Here is an 18825-nt window from a genome sequence, read left to right on the forward strand (position 1 = left end):
CAGGCGCGCCGCGTGAGATCAGCGCAGGATGTTCGTAACAACCCCGGTTTCGAGCACGTTCTCAACCTGATCACGGGTGGGGACGGGCAGGGCCGACTCGTGGGAAATCGCAAGAGCCGCGCCCGCGTTTGCCATCAGGCACGCGGTCTCCAGGTCGTAGCCCATGACGAGACCCGCGCACATCTCGGCGATGTGCGTATCCCCCACGCCCGCGGTGTCCGCGATGGGCGCCTGGAACGCAGGAATCGAAATGACGGGGGCGTCGGCGAACTTCTGCAATTCGCAGCCTCGGTCCCCCGAACGCCGCACCGTGGCAGCGTCGGGACGCATGTAGGTGCGGATCGTCGATCCGTGCTGGTTGGCGTCCAGGATGCCGGCCAGGGCAGCGGCCTCCCAGCTGTTCATCGTCACGACGTCGGCGCGCGGGAAAATCGTTTCCCAGGCCTCGACGGGCACCTGGGCAACAGCCGGAGACACCGAGACGACGAGGGTCACGTAGGGAGGCAGAGCGGCGGCCCACTCGCTGAGCTCGGAGGCGGCGTGCGCGCTCGTCATATCCGATGCGGCCACATGTACGACGTCGCCCTCGCGCAGCTCGATACGGTCGAGAGCCGCGCGCGACGGCTCAGATTCGACACCGGCCGTCACGACCGAGCGCATCGAGCCGTCCTCGACGATCAACTGGATGACCACGCCGATGTCACCAACCAGCTCGGGGGTCAGGACGTCGACGCCGGCCTCGACCAGCTGCTGACGCACCGCGAAGGAGTTCGGTCCCGTGCCCAGGGGCGAGGCGGCAGCCGCGGGCACCCCCATGGCAGCTGCGGCGCACAGGGTCGTAAAACCGCCGCCGGGACGCGAACTAGCCGCATCCGCGTGAACGGACCCTCCTCGCTCCGGCATGTACGCGATATGCATCGGCAACACAAGAGCGACAGAATGCGTCGAAATGAAACGACCCGACACGTAGATTCCTTCCTTCAAGCGCGCGCTAACGCCCAGCACGCCAGGGCCTCGTCAATGAAGAATGCCTGCCTACTGCTCGGTCACGACCGGGACGATCATAGGACGACGACGCAGACGGCGCGCAACCCAGCGCCCGATAACGCGGCGCATGGCCTGCTGCAGAACGTAGGGGTCCTGGCCGCCGGGCGCCGCCGCATCCTTGAGCGCCTGCGTGACGTCGGGGAGGATCTCCTCAAATACCGAATCGTCCTCGGCCATGCCGATCGCGCGAATCTCCGGGCCGGCCAGGACCATGCCCGAATCGTGCTCGACGACCGCGAAGATCGAGATGAAGCCCTCCGACCCCAAGGTGCGGCGTGTCTCCAGCTCGTCCTCGGAGATTTCTCCGATCGAGCGGCCGTCCACGTACACGTACTCGCAGGGCACGATGCCCGACACGCGCGCGACGCCGTCCTTGAGGTCGACCGTCACGCCGTCCTCCGCCAGAACCACGTTCTGCGGGTCGATGCCCGTCTTGACTGCCAGCTGACCGTTGCCCACCAGGTGACGGACCTCGCCGTGGATGGGCATGACGTTCTTGGGCTGAACAATGTTGTAGCAGTAGATGAGCTCGCCGGCGCTCGCGTGACCGGACACGTGCACCTTCGCGTTCTCCTTGGACACAACGCGCGCCCCCAGGCGGGTCAGGTCGTTGATGACGCGGTACACGGAGTTCTCGTTGCCGGGAATCAGCGAGGAGGCCAGGACAACCATGTCGCCCGGCTCAATCGTCACGGTTCGGTGCGAACCCACCGACATGCGCGACAGGGCAGCCATCGGCTCGCCCTGCGAACCGGTCGCCATGTAGACGCGCTCGGAGGGCGGCAGCTCACCGATACCCTTGAGATCCACAATGAGACCCTCGGGAATCGACAGGTAGCCCTTCTCTTCCGCGATGCGCATGTTGCGCTCCATGGAGCGGCCCACGAAGGCCACGCGACGCCCGTGGTGGGCAGCGGCGTTGATGACCTGCTGGACGCGGTGCACGTGCGAGGCGAAGGAGGCAACGACGATCTGGCCCGTGGCCTCGCCGAACACCTGGTCGAGGACCGGGCCGATCTCACGCTCAGGCGTGATGAATCCGGGCACCAGCGCGTTCGTGGAGTCCACCATGAACAGGTCGACACCCTCCTCGCCCATGCGGGCGAAAGCGCGCAGGTCGGTGAGGCGACGGTCCAGCGGCAGCTGATCCATCTTGAAGTCGCCCGTGATGAGGACGTTGCCCGCATCGGTACGCACGAAGACCGCGAGCGCATCGGGGATCGAGTGGGTGACGGAGACGAACTCAAGGTCGAAGGGTCCGACGGTGAGGCGGTCGCCCTCGGCGACGACGTTGAGGCTCGGGTCGGGCAGGCGGTGTTCGCGCAGCTTGGGGGCGACGAAGGCCAGGGTCAGGTCGGAGCCGTAGACCGGAATATCGCTGCGCAGCTTGAACAGGTAGGGCACCGCGCCAATGTGGTCCTCGTGGCCGTGCGTGAGGACGAGGCCGACGACGTCGTCCATGCGATCCTCAATCCAGGAGAAATCCGGCAGGATAAGGTCGACGCCGGGCTGGCTCTCCTCGGGGAAGAGAACGCCACAGTCCACGACCAGGAGCTTGCCCCGATACTCGAGGACGTTCATGTTGCGGCCGACCTCGCCGAGACCTCCCAGCGGGATCACTCGCAGTGCGCCCTCTTCCAGGGGCGCGGGTTCGCTGAGGTTCTCGTACAAAGACTTCATGATGCCAGTCTGCCACGTTGGCGCTGCTTTGCCCGCATCGGGAGACATGTTGGGCAGGTCGCTCCCCTCACATTTGGCGTATTCGGGGACGCCGAGCCGTTAGTTCTCGCTCAGGTGTCCGTCTTCCATGGTGTAGCAGCGGTCGGCAAAGCTGCGGGCCTCGGCCTCGTGGGAGACAACAAGGACGGCGGCCCCCCGATCCGCGGCGTCGCGCAGGAGGGTAAGGACGGCAGTCGCGTTCGCGCTATCGAGGCCGGCGGTCGGCTCGTCTGCGATGACGATGGCGGGGTCCATGAGGAGGGCGCGCGCGATCGCCATGCGCCGCAGTTCGCCGCCCGACAGCTCGGTGGGTGCGGCATCGGCGAGGTCACCCAAACCCACGGCGGCCAGCAGCTCGCGGGCACGATCCGCGGGTGCCTCGGCCTTGGCGTAGAGGATCGAGGGGAGCAAGACGTTGTCAAGGACCGTCAGGGCACGCAGGGCCGTGTGCCCCTGGGGGACGAGGCCGATGCGCTCGTTGCGCAGGCGCGAGCGCTCCTCGTCGCGCAGTGAGTACAGGTCCGTGCCGTCCAATCGTACGTGCCCCGCCGTCGGCGTGAGGATGCCGGCGAGCATGTTCGCCAGGGTGCTCTTGCCGCTGCCGGAGTGTCCCGAGACGAGGGTCAGTAGGCGTTCCTCCAGGTCGATATCCAGCGGGTGGACCGCCGTGAATAGGCGCTTTCCCCCGCGGGCTCGGGCGAATTCTTTCGTGAGTCCCGTTGCCTCGATGATCATGTCATTCCCCTTCCTTCAGGGCCAGGCTGGCGTCCATTGTCGTCACGTACCGTAGCGCTATCCACGAGGAGACGAGGGCGACGAGGCCCACCGACGCGAGCGCTCCCAGAGCGAGCAGCGCCAGAGTGGGCAGCGACGGGACGAGGAATCCCCCTCCCAGACTTTGGCGTACGAGCCCGGAGAAGGACATGAGGAGGACACCGGAGACGACGATGCCGCCGATGCCACCGAGTGCGTTGACCGCGAGGGCCTCGCGAATGATGATGCGCGAGATCATGCGACGGTGTGCACCGGCGGCGATAAGAGTCGCGAATTCTCTCCTGCGCTCGACGACCATCAGGACGAACATGAGGGTGATCATAAGCAGGCCGGCTCCCCACGCGACGGCGATGAGGGTGGTGACGGTGCGCGAGGTTGCGTCCAGTGACGCCGCGATGCCGCTGACCAGCTTCGTCGAGGTGGCGACCGAGACGCCGGGGACCTGCTCACGGATCTGCGCGGCCACGGCCTCGGCGTCGTATCCAGGTGCCACCTTGACCATGACCGAGGAGATGATGCGGTCGGTTTCGAGCGTCGAGTACTTGTTGAGTCCCTTGCGCAGCGACGAGTCGATAACCTTCTTCGCGGTCTCAAAGTTCATGTAGACCGCGTTGTCGAGGGTCGATCCGGTCGGGTCGAATTGGCCGACGACCCGCAGGGTGTTGTCGAAGAGCTGGAAGTTCTCCGGGTCGTTGGCGAGCACGTTGGCGCCGACGATCACCTCATTCTCCCCCAGCTGCGTCTGCCCGACGGCGTCGTTCATCCACGGCTGGATCGTGAAGTCGGTGGCCGGGTCGTAGGCGATCACCTGGTAGCGGCCCGAGCAGCAGCTCGCCCTCGCCGAGGCGAGGAACAGCTGGGAGGAGGCGGCCTCGACCCCATCGACGGCGGCGACTGCCTCGCGCGTGGACGCGTCCATGTAGAAGTACGACGGTTCGGCGTTCACGAGGAAGGTCTGCGCGTCGAAGTCGGTGTCTGCCTCGTCGGGCGTCACCATGATGTCGGCTCCGAGGCGCGACTGAGTCGTGCGCAGGCCATGTTCGATACCTTGGACGACCAGCGTTCCAGCAAAGATCGTCATCGTCATGAGCATGGAGAAGAAGACCAGAGTCCCCGTCCGCACGGGGTATCCGCGCAGGTTCATCCACGGTAGTCGCGACAGCGACAGCATTGCGTCATTCCTCCTTGACAATTGTCCCTAGATCAGGACCGATTTGTTCCCCGCGGCCGCCCGGCTCACCCGAGCGAGCGCGAGCCGAGTGCCGACGATGCCCACGCAGGTCACGACGACGATCGACAGCCCGGCGAGAGGCAGCGACGTAGCGAGGACATGAAGAGCCTCAACCACGCTCCTCTCCCCCACCAAGGGCAGGACGAGGGCCGCGAGCCCTGTGCCCACGAGTGCACCCGCCGCATGGAGGAGCCCCGATTCCCGCAGCATGATGCGGCTGACGATGGCGCGTGAGGCTCCGATCGAGCGCCACACGGCGAGTTCCTGGCGGCGTTCGTTCATGAGGCTGAGCTGAGCGACGGCGAGCGCTCCGAGGAGCACCAGCCAGATAGCCCCCAGCACCCCGATTGCGACGAAGCGATGCGATCGGATGCCCGCCCCCGCATCAACGAGGGCCTCGCTGCTGCGCACGGCTTTCACCTTGCGCACGTAGAGGTTGATCCAGTTGGTAACGCTCTCGATCGCGTCACTGTCCGAGGCGCGCACGAGCGCCGCGGAGTAGTCGGTAGCCGGGTCGAGGGAAGCGTCGACGTCTTGCCCCGCCGCGGAGGCGTCCGCGACGATGTCGGCGAGGGTGTCCATGGGGACGAAGACAGCGCTGTCCAGCTCCGATCCGGTGGCGAGCAAATGCGCGCCAATCGGGCGCTGCATCCCGAAGATACTCATCGTTTCCTCGTTACCATCCGCCACGGCGCTACCAACGAGGACCGATCCGCGCGGCAGCGACGTCCCTTCCCCCTCGGCAATCCACGGCGAGAGCACGAAATCCGTCTCAGGTTCGAAGCCGACGATCCACCGAGTAGTGCCATCCGCCAGCGTTTCGGACACGTAGAGCTGATAGGACACCGCGGCGATGTCCTCGTTGGACGACATGCGCGCCAGAGCCGAGCGCGGCTGGTGGCAGCCCACCGGGGTTCCGAGCATGAGGAGGCGCTTCTTCTCCACCCGGTTCAGGCAGGTCGTCGGATAGACGACGAGGTCTGCTCCGAGCCTGCGCTCAGCCAACGACAGCTCGCTCCTCATCGCATCGACGAGGACGAACCCACCGAACACACAGGCTGCCTGGGCGAGTGCCAGGATTGCAATGACGAGGGATCGGATGGGGTGGGCGCGGATGTTCATGAGAGGAACTCGGCGCAGTGACAGCGCCTTGCTCATCGGCTCTCCTCACCAGCCCCCGCGACGTTGATCCACAGGGCCGGGCGCACCCCGTACTGCAGGTCCACATTCGCTCCACTGAGCGAGGGAGTGCCCGAGGCATCAACGAATTGGGTCGCGAATCCGTAGGTTCCAGGAGAGCGCAGCCACCAGTCGGCCGTGCCATCCTCGCTGACGCTCAGAGGCCCGGCGGCTGCGTGCTGGCTCGCGAGGGCCGCTCCGATGTCACTGCGCGCAGCGGGCGTGTTGAAGTAGATGACGCTCTCGGTCTCGCTGAGCGCAAAGACCCGATCGTCGGTCGCGGCCCCGCCACTCGCGCCGGTGATCGACTGATCCGCGTTCTCGTTGTGCACCGTCTCGATGAGCCCTCGCTGAACGGGGGTGAACGCGCCCTCGTAGAAGTCGCCGTTCATCCACGCACGCAAATCGGAGTTCTCCCACGTGACTTCCTCGAAGGGCACGTGGTGGTACTGGCGCGCCTCGAGAACGTCTGCACTCAGGAGCAGGAGCTGGCCATCGATGTTATCGAGGACGATCCACTGAATCGGCTCCGGCCCGTTATCCGCGTTGCCGTCCTGCTCGTAGGACCCGAAGGACACGGTGTCGCCCTTGGATGCCGAGCGGTACGGCAGCGCGGGATCGGCTTCGACGAGGGCCTGCGCTCGCTGGGCCGCGTCACCGTACCCGCCGAGCGCATGGAAGAGCTCGTACGCCCCCTGGGTATCCCCGGCCTCGTCCAGGGCGACGGCCTCGCGATAGCGCACTGCGTTGCGCACGACGATCGTGAGAACGGCGACGAGGGATAGCACGAGGAGAACCGCGCCGATGCGCACGGTTGTCGAACGTCCTAGGGCCCTCACGCCGCCATTGTCTCCTATCCGGGGCGATACGTCAGGCGGAGGGCTTCGCGTCCTTCTTCCAGGACGCCACCAGGGCTCCGATACCGCTGCCGGCAACCAGGACGCTCATAATGCGCACGAAGGGCTGGAAGACGGTGTGGCAGCGCATCGTCTTCATCGCGCACAGCGGGCAGATCCCGCCGGGGATGAAGAACACAACGACGCTGGCGATCACCGCGAGCGCGAGCAGGGCCAGGCGCGCGGGCTTGTTCTTGACGAGGGCCGAGGCTCCGTACATCGCGATGAGACCGACGGCGCTGCCGGCCACCATGTTCTGGCACTGGTGGCAGTGCATCCACGAGCCGTCGGCCCGTTGCTCGCACGCCGAAAAGACGGTCACACCTCCGGCGAGCAGCAGGGCGCTGAGAGCGGCCGGGACCAGGGGAATGATGACGTCCTTCTTTGCCACGGTATCCATTCCTTGAAGACAACGATCAGTATTGATGAGCTTTACCTAAGTATATTAAGCATAACTTTCAACACTCGTCAACGAGCAATAATGCCACCATGGCGCCCCGAACATACACCTCGCCCCCGCCGGGTCTCGACGGGGGCGAACTATATGTCAGAGTAGACCAGCGGTGCACAGGGCGCGACGCAGGGCCGACACCTCATCGTCGCTGATGCCCACCATCGGCAGGCGCACAGCCGGGCTGTCGATGACACCCTGGAGCCACAGGGCGTACTTCGCCATGACCGCTCCCTGTCCGCCGCCCATGATGGCGTGCACGAGGGGACGCAGAGAGTACGACAGCTCGCGCGCCTCCCACACCTGGTCGCTGTCGAGCAACTCGATCATGCGACGGTACTGGGCCGAGGCCACGTGCGTGACCACGGAAATGAAGCCCGAGGCACCGCCCGTCATCCACGCGAAGTTCAGGCCGTCGTCGCCCGAGTAGTACTCCAGGCCCGTGCGGTGCATGCGCTCCACGCCGGTCTCCACGTCACCCGTCGCGTCCTTGACGCCCAGGATCCGCGGGTGCTGGGCAAGGATATCGAGGGTCGCGTCAGAGAACGCGATGCCCGTGCGCCCCGGAATGTCATAGAGCATGACGGGCAGGTCGGTCGCATCCGTCACGGCGCGCACGTGCGCACGCAGGCCCTCCTGGGAAGGACGATTGTAGTACGGGGACACGATCAGCAGACCGTCCGCTCCGTGCTCCTGAGCGCCCTCTCCGATACGCACCGCGTGCGCAGTGTCGTTCGAACACGCGCCGCACAGGATGAACGCTCGATCCCCCACGGCCTCACGGACGGCGTCCGTCAGGTCGTTCTTCTCCGGCTGGTGAGTCGTCGGCGACTCGCCCGTCGTGCCGGACAGCAGAATCGTGTCACACCCTTCATCGACCAGCTTGGTCGCCAGGCGCTGCGCAGAAGGCAGATCAATCTCGCCGGTGTCGGTCATCGGCGTGACCATGGCGGCTGCGAGGGAACCGAAGCGGCGGGGAGGAATGTTACTCATGCGTTCCATGATACGCATGGCCCCTCACAATGGGCGCGCACCGCCCCCGACGTGGACGGAGCACCACGCACGCAGCCGCGTGGCGTCGCTCGCGCCGTGGGCCCTTAGTCGCGCTCGGCCCACCACATGTGCTGCGTGGGGCCATCGCCCAGCACTCGCACCGCGCCCGAGGGCGCAAAGCCCGCCGACGTGTAAAAGCGCTGGCGCTCCTCATCATCCACGCCGACCCACACGCGCAACTGGCCACTCGTCAGGTCCGCAACCGCCGACAGCAGGCGCGACGCATGCCCCGACCGGCGGAAGTTCTTATCCACCGCCAGCTCATACACCTGCGTCGCGGCCACCGCCGCCTCACCCGACTCAGCGTCGGGGGCCGAGGCTTCCCCGGCCTCATCGGGACCGGCCAGAGCGAAACCCACGATCGTATTGCCGTGGAGGGCGACGAGGAGGGCGGTGCCGCCCGGCCGCGGAGAGGCCAGCGTCGCCTCCCACTGGGCGGCGAGCGCCTCCTCGGTAATGCCCTGGGCATCGAGGGCGTCCTGCCCCATGAGGGAGCGCCAGGCCTCGCGCTGCAGACGAGCGATCGCGCGCGCGTCGCCGCTCTGAGCGGGACGCACGGAGCGGTCCGGACCCGCGCTGCGGCTCACAGGCCCATCACCTGGTCGAGGCCAATCGTCAGGCCCGTGCGGCCGACCACGCGGCGCACGCCGAGCAGGACACCGGGCATGAAGGAGACACGGTCGAAGGAATCCGTGCGGATAACCAGCTGCTCGCCCGCGTTGCCCAGGAGGATCTCCTCCGAGGCGGTCAGGCCGCGCAGGCGCACGGCATGGACCGGAATGCCATCCACACGGCCGCCACGGCTGCCGAGCTCGTCGGTTTCGGTCGCGTCGGGCATCTCGCCCAGGCCGGCCTCGGCGCGCGCCTTCGCGATGCCGCGCGCGGTCGCCACGGCGGTGCCGGAGGGAGCATCCACCTTGGCGGGGTGATGCATCTCAATGACCTCGGCGGACTCGAAGTAGGGGGCGGCCATGGCGGCGAACTTCATGGCGAGCACCGCGCCCATCGCGAAGTTCGGGGCGATCAGGACGGCACGCCCAGCGGCCTGCGCATGCTCGCGCACGCGCGCGTAGGACTCTTCCGTCCAGCCGGTCGTGCCCACGACGACGTCCACGCCCGCGTCGAGGAGCGCGTGCACGTTGGACTCGGTGACGCTGGGGATTGAGAAGTCGACGGCGACCTGCGCGCCATTGACGCTCTGCGGCGTGATCTCGTCGCCCGCATCGAAGAGTGCAACGACCTCCATGTCCGGGGCGTCCGTGACCGCCTGAACGACGGTCGAGCCCATGCGGCCCTTGGCTCCTGTCACTGCGACGCGAATCATTGCGCTCTCCTTCTTACGGTTATGTGGCTGTCTTCAGGGTATTCCCACGTTCGGCGCGACGAGCGCGGATGGACAGGGGGTATCTCACTCCCCCGCTGTTCACTCGGTGGGCAGGACGAGGGCGCGGCAATCCAGCTTGGTGATAAGGGAGGCCGCCAGGGCGCGCACGTCGGCGGCTTCCACCGCGTCGAACTCGGCGAGAGACTCGTCGATGGGGCGGTAGCGACCAATGATTTCCGAGCGGCCCAGTCGCATCATGCGCGACCAGTTGTCTTCGAGGCCCAGGACGACGCCTCCCCGCACCTGTCCGCGCACGCGCGTCATCTCTTCCTCGGTCGGGCCGTCCGCGGCGAGGTCTTCCAGCTGAGCGCGCATGATGGCCTCGACCTCACCGACCTTGTCGGGGCTGCAGCCCGCGTACATGCCGAAGGTTCCGGTGTCGGAGTAGGCGACGTCGAAGGCGTAGGTCGTGTAGGCCAGGCCCCGCTTTTCGCGCACCTCCTGGAAGAGACGCGAGGACATGGAGCCGCCCAGGACCGACAGCAGGACGCTCATGGTCGGGCCCGCCGGGTCCGTTGCCGCCAGGCCCTCACAACCGATGATGACGTGCGCCTGGGTCACGTCTCGCCTGCGCGTGATGTCCTTGTCGTGGTCGGCAATCGGTGTCACGGTCGTGGATCGACGAGGCCGGGGTGAGGCCGCGCTGCCCGCGTCCCAGGGCGATCCCTCCAGGGCGGCCTGCACACGCCCGCACACTGAATCGTGGTCGACGTTGCCGGCGGCGGCCACGATGAGGGATGAGGGGCCGTAGTGGGCCTGGTAGTGCTCCCAGACGTCCGCGCGCTCGACCTCACGGATGGCCTGGGGCGTGCCGCCGACGGGGCGTCCGATCGGGCGGTCGCCGTGGACGGCCAGCTGGAAGGTGTCGTGGACCGTGTCCGTGGGCGAGTCCTCCCCCATCGCCAGTTCATCGAGGATGACGCCGCGCTCCATCGAGAAATCTTCCTCGTCGAGGCGTGAGTCGGTGACCATGTCGGTCAGCGTCTCAATCGCCATGTCGAGGTCCGCGTCACGCACGCGCGCCCAGTAGGCGGTGTGCTCGCGAGCAGTCTCCGCGTTTGACTCGCCGCCCACGCTGTCGAAGGCGACGGCGATGTCAAGGGCGGAACGCTTGTTCGTCCCCTTGAACAGAAGGTGCTCGAGGAAGTGGGTCGACCCGGCCGTGCGCGGCCCCTCGTCGCGCGACCCCACGGGCACCCACAGGGACACGCCCGCGCTCTTCGTTGCGGGAATCTCCTGGGTCAGGACACGCGTCCCGGCTCCCAGGATCGTGCGTTCAATGCGGGTGTCGCCATCCTCGATGGATAGGCGGGCCTCGTCGAGCGGCAGCGGCTTGGGCGTCATACTTCTCCTCTTGCGTCCCCCATAATCCGGGGGTTGGCACGAAACGTTCACAGTGTAGCCGCAAAAAGGCCGGTGGCCGGGCGGAGCACACGCTCCGTCCCGGCCACCGGTCCGATTTAGCTAGCGGGAGCTACTCACTCCTCGGAAGCGCCATCCTCGCGCTCGTCGTCACGGCGGCGACGGGTGCGGGTACGGGGGCGACGCTCGCGACGCTCGGAGCGATCGCGGCGCTCACGGCGCTGCTCGGTCTGCTCACCCTCGGCGGCCTCGAGCTCGCCGGCCTCGCCGTCGATGACGGCGTGCAGGCTCAGCTTGCCGCGGTCGCCGATCTCAGCGATCTCGACCTCGACCTGCTGGCCGACCTGCAGGACGTCGTCCACGGAGTCGATGCGCTTGCCACCCACGAGGCGACGGACCTGCGAGATGTGCAGGAGGCCGTCCTTGCCGGGGGTCAGCGACACGAACGCGCCGAACGAGGTGGTCTTGACGACCGTGCCGACGAAGCGCTCGCCGACCTCGGGCATCTGCGGGTTCGCGATCTGGTTGACCATCGTGCGGGCGGCCTCGGCGGAGGCACCGTCGGAGGAGGCGATGTAGACGGTGCCGTCGTCCTCGATGGTGACGTCAGCGCCGGTCTCGTCCTGGATCTGGTTGATCATCTTGCCCTTGGGGCCAATGACCTCGCCGATCTTGTCGACGGGGACCTTGACGGTGATGATGCGAGGAGCGTTGGGGCTCATCTCATCCGGGCCGTCGATCGCCTGGTTGATCAGGTCGAGGATCGCCAGGCGGGCGTCGCGGGCCTGGGCCAGCGCGGCGCGCAGCACCTGGGAATCGATGCCGTCGAGCTTGGTGTCCAGCTGCAGGGCCGTGATGAAGTCACGGGTACCGGCAACCTTGAAGTCCATGTCGCCGAAGCCGTCCTCGGCGCCCAGGATGTCGGTCAGGGTGACGGCCTTGAACTGGCCATCGACCTCACCGGTCATGAGGCCCATCGCGATGCCCGCGACGGGGGCGCGCAGCGGCACGCCGGCCTGGAGGAGGGACAGGGTCGAGGCGCAGACGGAGCCCATCGACGAGGAGCCGTTGGAGCCCATGGTCTCGGAGACCTGACGGATCGCGTAGGGGAAGTCCTCACGCGAGGGCAGGACGGGAACCAGGGCGCGCTCGGCCAGGTCGCCATGACCGATCTCGCGGCGCTTCGGGGAGCCGACGCGGCCGACCTCGCCCGTGGAGAACGGAGCGAAGTTGTACTGGTGCATGTAACGCTTGGCGTTGACGGGCGACAGGTTGTCGATCTGCTGCTCCATGCGCAGCATAGCCAGGGTGGTGACGCCCAGGATCTGGGTCTCTCCACGCTGGAACAGGGCGGAGCCGTGCACGCGGGGCAGGACCTCGACCTCGGCAGACAGAGAACGGATCTGGCGCGGGGTACGGCCGTCCATGCGGATCTCTTCGCGCAGGGTGCGGTTACGGATCGTGGCCTTCTCGAGCGAGCGGAAGGCAGCCTTGAGAGCCTTCTCCGACTCGGGGAAGCGCTCGGCCAGAGCCTCGAGCATCTCTTCCTTGACGGCGTCAACGGCCTCGTCGCGGGCGAGCTTGCCCTCGGTCAGCAGGGCCTGGGCGACCTTCTCGGCCGCGTATTCCTCGACCGCCGCGTACTCTTCGTCGGTGTAGTCCAGGAACAGCGGGAACTCGACGGTCTCCTTGGAGGCCTTCTCGGCCACCTTGAGCTGAGCCTCGCACAGGGCCTTGATGAAGGGCTTGGCGGCCTCGAGGCCGTCGGCCACGACGTCTTCGGTGGGGGCGGTGGCGCCAGCCTGAATGAGCTCCCACTCGTTCTTGCCGCCGCCGGCCTCGACCATCATGATCGCGACGTCTTCGGAGCCGTCTTCCTTGGTGACGATGCGGCCCGCGACAACGATGTTGAACACGGAACGCTCGAGCTCGCTCCAGCGCGGGAACGCGACCCACTGGTCGTCGATGAGCGCCAGGCGGGTGCCGCCGATCGGGCCGGTGAAGGGCAGGCCGGCGATCTGGGTGGACATGGACGCGGCGTTGATCGCCAGAACGTCGTAGGCGTCGTCCGGATCGATCGTCAGGACGGTCTCGACGACCTGGACCTCGTTGCGCAGGCCCTTGACGAAGCCGGGGCGCAGCGGGCGGTCGATGAGGCGGGCGGCCAGGATGGCCTCGGTGCCCGCGCGGCCTTCGCGGCGGAAGAAGGAACCGGGGATACGACCCGCGGCGTACTGACGCTCTTCAACGTCGACGGTCAGCGGGAAGAAGTCGAACTGGTCCTTGGGGTTCTTGCCCACCGTGGTGGCGGACAGAACGGTGGTGGAATCGTCCAGGTAGGCCAGGGCGGAGCCAGCGGCCTGCTTGGCGAGACGGCCGGTTTCGAAGCGCACGGTGCGCTTGCCGAAACGGCCGTTATCGATAATCGCCTCTGCGGCGATGATGTCGGAGCCTTCCATCATGGGGCGTTTCTCCTTGGTTTGTTGGTGTCGCGCTCCACTTCGGCCTTCGATCGAAGCCCACGGATGAACGCTCCGTAGGCCACTGTCGAAAACCGGCGGCTTTCGCGCGAGAAATATCGGTTTGCCCGAGGCGGGCGTGTGAAAACCGGCCCGTCTCCGCTACGGGAGGCGGGCCGGCCCAAAATCAGCGGCGCAGGCCGAGACGCTCGATGAGCGAGCGGTAACGCTCGATGTCGATGTCAGCCAGGTAACCCAGCAGGCGGCGACGACGGCCGACCAGCAGCAGCAGGCCACGACGGGAGTGGTGGTCGTGCGTGTGGGTCTTGAAGTGCTCGGTCAGATCCTTGATGCGGCGGGTCAGCAGCGCGATCTGCACCTCGGGGGAACCGGTGTCGCCCTCGTGGGTCGCGTACTCGGCGATGATCTGGTCCTTGACGTCCTTGCTCAGCGGCACAGGCTTCTCCTTTGTGTTCGTTGCGCGGGGCATCCGGGCTTTTCCCGGGTGCTGACAGTCCGCGGCCGGTGTACGGCCTTTCTACAGTAGCACGCCACCGGCACGATCCCCACAATGAGCGACCAAGCTAACGATTCTTCCTTCTCACGAGGCCTTCTCCCCTCCCCCGCTCTGCGCTCCCCGGCCGCGGGCTGGGTGTGTGCACCCCCTTGGGCGCGGGACCAGGCGAAGCGGAGGGGGCTCTATCGCGCGGTGACGGAGTCCGGGTCGACGCGCCCGGCGACGCCGATGCCGAGGACGGAGGCCGTCTGGCGCAGGTCGTCATCCATCTGGGTGAGCAGTTCGTCGAGGGAGTCGAAGGAAAGCATCGGGCGGATGCGCGACACGAAGGTGACCGCGATGCGTTCGCCGTAGAGGTTGAGGTCGGAGCGGCCCAGGACGTGAGCTTCGACGGTGCGTTCGACGCCGTTGAACTGGGGGTTGGTGCCCACGGAAATGGCGGCGGGGAGGAACTCGGCGGATTGGGTGCCGGGCACGGCGCGCACGACCCAGCCTGCGTAGACGCCGTCGGCGGGGATGACGCCTTCGACGTCCTCGGACAGGTTTGCGGTCGGGAAGCCGAGGGTTCGGCCGCGCTTGAAGCCATGGCACACGGTGCCGCGGATGCGGTGGAGGTGTCCGAGGACGCGGGCAGCGCCGGACACGTCACCCGCGGCGAGCAGCTCGCGCACCCACGAGGAGGACCAGCGGCGCCCCTCGGGGGCCTCGATGTCGGTGACCGTAATGACGTTGAAGCCGTAGCGGCGCCCGAGCTCGCGGAGCGTGTCGATGGTGCCCGCGTTGCCGCGTCCGAAACGGAAGTCTTCTCCGACGACGACCTCGCGCGCACCGCAGCGCTCCACCAGGTACTCGTAGACGAACTCGTCGGCTTCGAGGCTGTAGACGCTTGCGTCGTAGTGGGCGACGAGCGTGGCGTCCAGTCCTGCGGCGGCCATCGCGTCGAGGCGGTCGCGCAGCGGGGAGATCAGCTGGAGGCCCACCTCGGGCTTGTGGACCTGGATCGGGTGCGGGTCGAACGTGATGGCCACGGCTTCGACGCCGAGCTTATGGGCGCGCTCGATGCAGGTGGAGATGACCTTCTTGTGTCCGTTGTGCATGCCGTCGAAGTTGCCGATGGTCACGACACTGGCTTCGTTGCCGGGGATGTCAGTGAGGGAATACCAAACGTTCATGAGTCTCTTTCTAGAAAACCAGGACGGTACGCAGGCGAGTCCCGTCAATGCGGAGCAGGCCGAGAACAGTGCCGTCGGGCGCGACGGCGGCGATCGGCGCGGCCTCCTCCTCAGGGGTGCTCTGCGGGCAGTAGCCAGCCTCGACCGCCCACTGTGCCAGCTCGTCACGCGAGCGCCTCGGGGCCTGGCCGTGCGCGAACGCCCCAGCCTCGGCGTCGGACAGGAGGAGCGAGGGGAACATCGTGCGTGCAGCCTCGCCCAGGGGGACGAGGGGCAGGACCGGTTCTGCGTCCACCTCCCCTTCCGGGGTGGCTGCCCCGACGGCGGCGCTCAGTTCCTCGAGCGTCATCGCCGTCTCCAGGGGCACGTCGCCCACGCGCGTGCGGCACAGCGCGGTCAGGTGGGCACCCACACCGAGCGCCTCGCCGGCGTCGCGCGCGAGGGCGCGCACATAGGTGCCCGAGGAGCACTCGACGACGACATCAACATCGACCACGCGAACGGGGCCGGAGGGAACCTGTTCGTCGGGCGCATTGTCCGCGTCGGATTCCTCCAGCACGCACTCGACGGGGCGCGGGGGCGAAAGGACCTCCAGGCGCGAAATGCGCACCGGACGCGCCGCCAGCTCGACGTCTTCACCGGCGCGGGCAAGCGCGTAAGCGCGCTTGCCGTTCACCTTGATCGCCGAGACGGTCGAGGGCACCTGCATAATGTCCCCGCGCAGCGGCGCGAGCGCAGCCTCGAGCTGCTCCTCACTCAGCGAGGCGCAGCCAACGGCCTCGGTCGCGACGCCCTCAGCGTCGTCCGTGTTGGTGGCGACGCCGAAGCGGATCGTCGCCCGATATTCCTTCGAATGACCGCTCACCCAGGTGAGCAGCTTCGTCGCCTTGCCAATGCCGATGACGAGGACTCCCGTGGCCATCGGGTCCAGGGTGCCGCCGTGCCCCACCTTGCGGGTGTGGGCCAGGCGTCGCACGCGCGAGACCACGTCGTGGCTGGTGAGCCCCTGCGGCTTGTCGATGACAAGCAGGCCGGGACGAGGATTATCGGGGCGACGAGCCATGAGGGTCAGGCCCAATCCTTCGCGTCGGCCTCGTCCTCTTCGTCGTCGTGACGGTAGGGGTCGGCGTCGCCGGCGTAGGTCGCACCCGCGGACGCGGCAGCGATGGCCTCGTCCTTCGCCTTAGCCTTTGCCAGGGCGTCCTCGAGCGCGGCGGCGCTCTCGGGCAGGGCATCGGGGATGAACTCCAGGGTCGGGGTCAGGCGCAGACCTAGCGCCTTGCCCACGCGGGAGCGGAAAAGACCCTGCGCGGACGCGAACGCGCGCGCTGCCTTCTCGCGCTGCTCGTCGTCACCGAGCACCGTGTAGAAGATGGATGCGTGCTGCAGGTCGCCCGTCACGCGCACGTCCGTGATGGTCACGAGCTCCAGGCGAGGATCCTTCACCTGGCGTCCGATCATCGACGCAACGGTCTGCAGGATTCGCTCCTGCACCTTTCGAACGCGAGCTTCGTCAGCCATCGCGCCCTCCTTCCGGGCGGTATGCCCTGGTCAAAACACTTGGGTGGGAGAAGATCGGGGTCCGAGCGTGCCCGGACCCCGATACTTCAAGCCATGCGATCAGTCACGAGCCTTCTCGCGCATCTCCCAGGTCTCAATGATGTCGCCTTCGGCGATGTCCTTGTGACCCAGCGTGATACCGCACTCGTAGCCCTCGCGGACCTCGGTGACGTCGTCCTTCTCGCGACGCAGGGACGCGATCTCGAGGTTCTCGGCGACAACCACACCGTCGCGCACCAGGCGAGCCTTGGTGCCGCGCTTGATCGTGCCGGAGCGGACGATCGAACCGGCGATGTTGCCGAACTTGCCGGAGCGGAAGACCTGACGGATCTCCGCGGTACCCAGCTGGACCTCCTCGTAGATCGGCTTGAGCATGCCCTTGAGAGCAGCCTCAATGTCGTCGATCGCAGAGTAGATGACGTTGTAGTACTTGATCTCGACGCCCTCGGCATCCGCCATCTCGGCCACGCGCTCGGCGGGACGGACGTTGAAGCCGATGATGACCGCGTTGTCGACGGTCGCCAGGTTGACGTCGTTCTGCGTGATCGCACCAACGCCGCGGTGGATGATACGCAGCGCGACCTCGTCGCCCACGTCGATGCGCAGGAGCGAGTCTTCCAGGGCCTCGACGGCACCGGACACGTCGCCCTTGATGACCAGGTTGAGGGTGTCGACCTCGCCCTCGGCCAGGACCTTGTCGAAGTCCTCCAGGGAGACGCGCTTGCGACGCTTGGCCAGCAGGGCCTGACGCTCGGCAGCCTCACGCTTGTCGGCGATCTGGCGGGCCGTGCGGTCATCCGACGCGACCAGGAACGAGTCGCCGGCGCGCGGGACGGACGTGAGACCGAGGACCGCGACGGGCATCGACGGACCAGCCTCGGAGACGTCGTTACCGGCGTCGTCGAACATCGCACGCACGCGACCGTAGGACGAGCCGACCACGAGGGAGTCGCCCACGTGGAGCGTGCCGCGCTGGACGAGCATGGTCGCGACTGCGCCGCGGCCCTTGTCCAGGTTCGCTTCGATGGCGACGCCGCGCGCATCGGTGTTCGGGTTGGCCTCGAGGGTCAGCGCCGCGTCGGCAGTCAGCAGGACGGCCTCGAGTAGCTCGCGGATGCCCTGGCGCTGCTTGGCGGAGATGTTCACGAACATGACGTCGCCGCCGTACTCTTCCGCGACGAGACCGTACTCGGTGAGCTGGGAGCGGATCTTCTCCGGGTTCGCCGTGTCCTTATCGACCTTGTTCACCGCGACGACGATCGGCACGCCGGCCGCCTGCGCGTGGTTGATGGCCTCAACCGTCTGGGGCATGACGCCGTCATCGGCTGCGACCACGAGGATCGCGATGTCGGTGACCTGGGCACCACGGGCACGCATGGCCGTGAAGGCCTCGTGACCGGGGGTATCGATGAAGGTGATCGGGCGGGCGGTGCCGTCCTCAGCCTTGACTGTGACCTGGTAGGCGCCGATGTGCTGGGTGATGCCGCCGTGCTCGGTGTCGACGACGTCCGTGTGACGGATCGCGTCGAGCAGCTTGGTCTTACCGTGGTCGACGTGACCCATGACGGTGACGACCGGCGGACGGGGCACCATGTTCTCGGCGTCGTCGAGTTCTTCGGCCTCGAGGTCGATGTCGAAGGACTCGAGCAGCTCGCGGTCCTCGTCCTCGGGGGAGACGACCTTGACGTCGTAGCCGAGCTCCGCACCCAGGGCCTCGAAGGTGTCCTGGTCGAGGGACTGCGTGGCAGTTGCCATCTCGCCCAGGGCGAAGAGGACCGTCACGAGTGCTGCGGGATTGACGTCGATCTTCTCGGCGAGGTCAGCCAGCGATGCGCCCTGGCGGATGCGGATCTGCGCGCCGTTACCGCGCGGGATCGACACGCCGCCGATGACGGGTGCGTTCTGCTGCTCGTACTCTTGGCGCTTCGCGCGCTTCGACTTGCGTCCGCGCTGCGAGCGGCCGCCTCCGCGACCGAATGCGCCCGGCGTGGAGCCGCGACCGCCGCGGCCACCGCCGCGGG

The 18825-nt window shown here is 67.2% G+C and carries 17 protein-coding genes; all 17 read right to left on the reverse strand.

Annotation, left to right across the window (positions count from 1 at the left end):
- Positions 1-18 precede the first annotated feature (18 nt).
- Complete coding sequence (locus HMPREF1137_RS01080; RefSeq protein ID WP_034496159.1) at positions 19-918, reverse strand: PfkB family carbohydrate kinase; 900 nt, start codon at positions 916-918, stop codon at positions 19-21.
- 117 nt (positions 919-1035) lie between these two features.
- A complete protein-coding gene (locus tag HMPREF1137_RS01085) occupies positions 1036-2727 on the reverse strand; it encodes a ribonuclease J (protein ID WP_034496162.1) in 1692 nt (563 codons plus the stop codon).
- Between the two features lie 99 nt (positions 2728-2826).
- Complete coding sequence (locus HMPREF1137_RS01090; RefSeq protein ID WP_007587704.1) at positions 2827-3501, reverse strand: ABC transporter ATP-binding protein; 675 nt, start codon at positions 3499-3501, stop codon at positions 2827-2829.
- 1 nt (position 3502) lies between these two features.
- Entirely contained in the window at positions 3503-4711 is a 1209-nt protein-coding gene (locus HMPREF1137_RS01095) for an ABC transporter permease (protein WP_007587781.1), read from the reverse strand.
- A 27-nt stretch (positions 4712-4738) separates the two neighbouring features.
- On the reverse strand, positions 4739-5929 hold the full coding sequence (locus tag HMPREF1137_RS01100; RefSeq protein WP_007587782.1) for an FtsX-like permease family protein: 1191 nt from the start codon (positions 5927-5929) through the stop codon (positions 4739-4741).
- Positions 5926-6807: a DUF6273 domain-containing protein gene (locus HMPREF1137_RS01105; RefSeq protein WP_034496165.1), complete on the reverse strand. Its 882-nt coding sequence runs from the start codon at positions 6805-6807 to the stop codon at positions 5926-5928. The genes HMPREF1137_RS01100 and HMPREF1137_RS01105 overlap by 4 nt, the downstream gene beginning before the upstream one ends.
- A 13-nt stretch (positions 6808-6820) precedes the next feature.
- Positions 6821-7246, reverse strand: coding sequence for a DUF4418 family protein (locus tag HMPREF1137_RS01110; RefSeq protein ID WP_034496143.1), 426 nt, complete (start codon positions 7244-7246; stop codon positions 6821-6823).
- Positions 7247-7393: 147 nt separating this feature from the next.
- The gene (gene dapA, locus HMPREF1137_RS01115) at positions 7394-8290 is read right to left on the reverse strand and encodes a 4-hydroxy-tetrahydrodipicolinate synthase (protein ID WP_034496168.1); all 897 of its coding nucleotides are present in this window, start codon (positions 8288-8290) and stop codon (positions 7394-7396) included.
- Positions 8291-8394: 104 nt separating this feature from the next.
- A complete protein-coding gene (locus HMPREF1137_RS01120) occupies positions 8395-8937 on the reverse strand; it encodes a GNAT family N-acetyltransferase (RefSeq protein ID WP_007587697.1) in 543 nt (180 codons plus the stop codon).
- Positions 8934-9674, reverse strand: coding sequence for a 4-hydroxy-tetrahydrodipicolinate reductase (gene dapB, locus HMPREF1137_RS01125; protein WP_007587815.1), 741 nt, complete (start codon positions 9672-9674; stop codon positions 8934-8936). Before dapB ends, HMPREF1137_RS01120 begins: the two co-directional genes overlap by 4 nt.
- Before the next feature lie 99 nt (positions 9675-9773).
- A complete protein-coding gene (locus HMPREF1137_RS01130; RefSeq protein ID WP_007587735.1) occupies positions 9774-11078 on the reverse strand; it encodes a M16 family metallopeptidase in 1305 nt (434 codons plus the stop codon).
- A gap of 134 nt (positions 11079-11212) precedes the next feature.
- Positions 11213-13558, reverse strand: coding sequence for a polyribonucleotide nucleotidyltransferase (locus tag HMPREF1137_RS01135; protein WP_007587847.1), 2346 nt, complete (start codon positions 13556-13558; stop codon positions 11213-11215).
- Between the two features lie 184 nt (positions 13559-13742).
- Entirely contained in the window at positions 13743-14045 is a 303-nt protein-coding gene (gene rpsO / locus HMPREF1137_RS01140) for a 30S ribosomal protein S15 (protein ID WP_003792740.1), read from the reverse strand.
- A gap of 209 nt (positions 14046-14254) precedes the next feature.
- Positions 14255-15244, reverse strand: a complete 990-nt coding sequence (locus HMPREF1137_RS01145; protein WP_007587817.1) for a bifunctional riboflavin kinase/FAD synthetase — start codon at positions 15242-15244, stop codon at positions 14255-14257.
- A gap of 10 nt (positions 15245-15254) precedes the next feature.
- Positions 15255-16307 carry a tRNA pseudouridine(55) synthase TruB gene (gene truB, locus HMPREF1137_RS01150; protein ID WP_034496145.1) on the reverse strand — a complete coding sequence of 351 codons (1053 nt, stop codon included), beginning with the start codon at positions 16305-16307 and terminating at the stop codon, positions 15255-15257.
- 5 nt (positions 16308-16312) lie between these two features.
- Positions 16313-16765, reverse strand: coding sequence for a 30S ribosome-binding factor RbfA (gene rbfA / locus HMPREF1137_RS01155; RefSeq protein WP_007587739.1), 453 nt, complete (start codon positions 16763-16765; stop codon positions 16313-16315).
- A 99-nt stretch (positions 16766-16864) separates the two neighbouring features.
- Positions 16865-18825 (reverse strand): translation initiation factor IF-2 (infB, locus tag HMPREF1137_RS01160; RefSeq protein WP_007587736.1); only part of this gene is annotated, 1961 nt, incomplete at its 5' end.

This window comes from Actinomyces sp. ICM39, assembly GCF_000282935.1.
GTDB lineage: Bacteria > Actinomycetota > Actinomycetes > Actinomycetales > Actinomycetaceae > Pauljensenia > Pauljensenia odontolytica_B.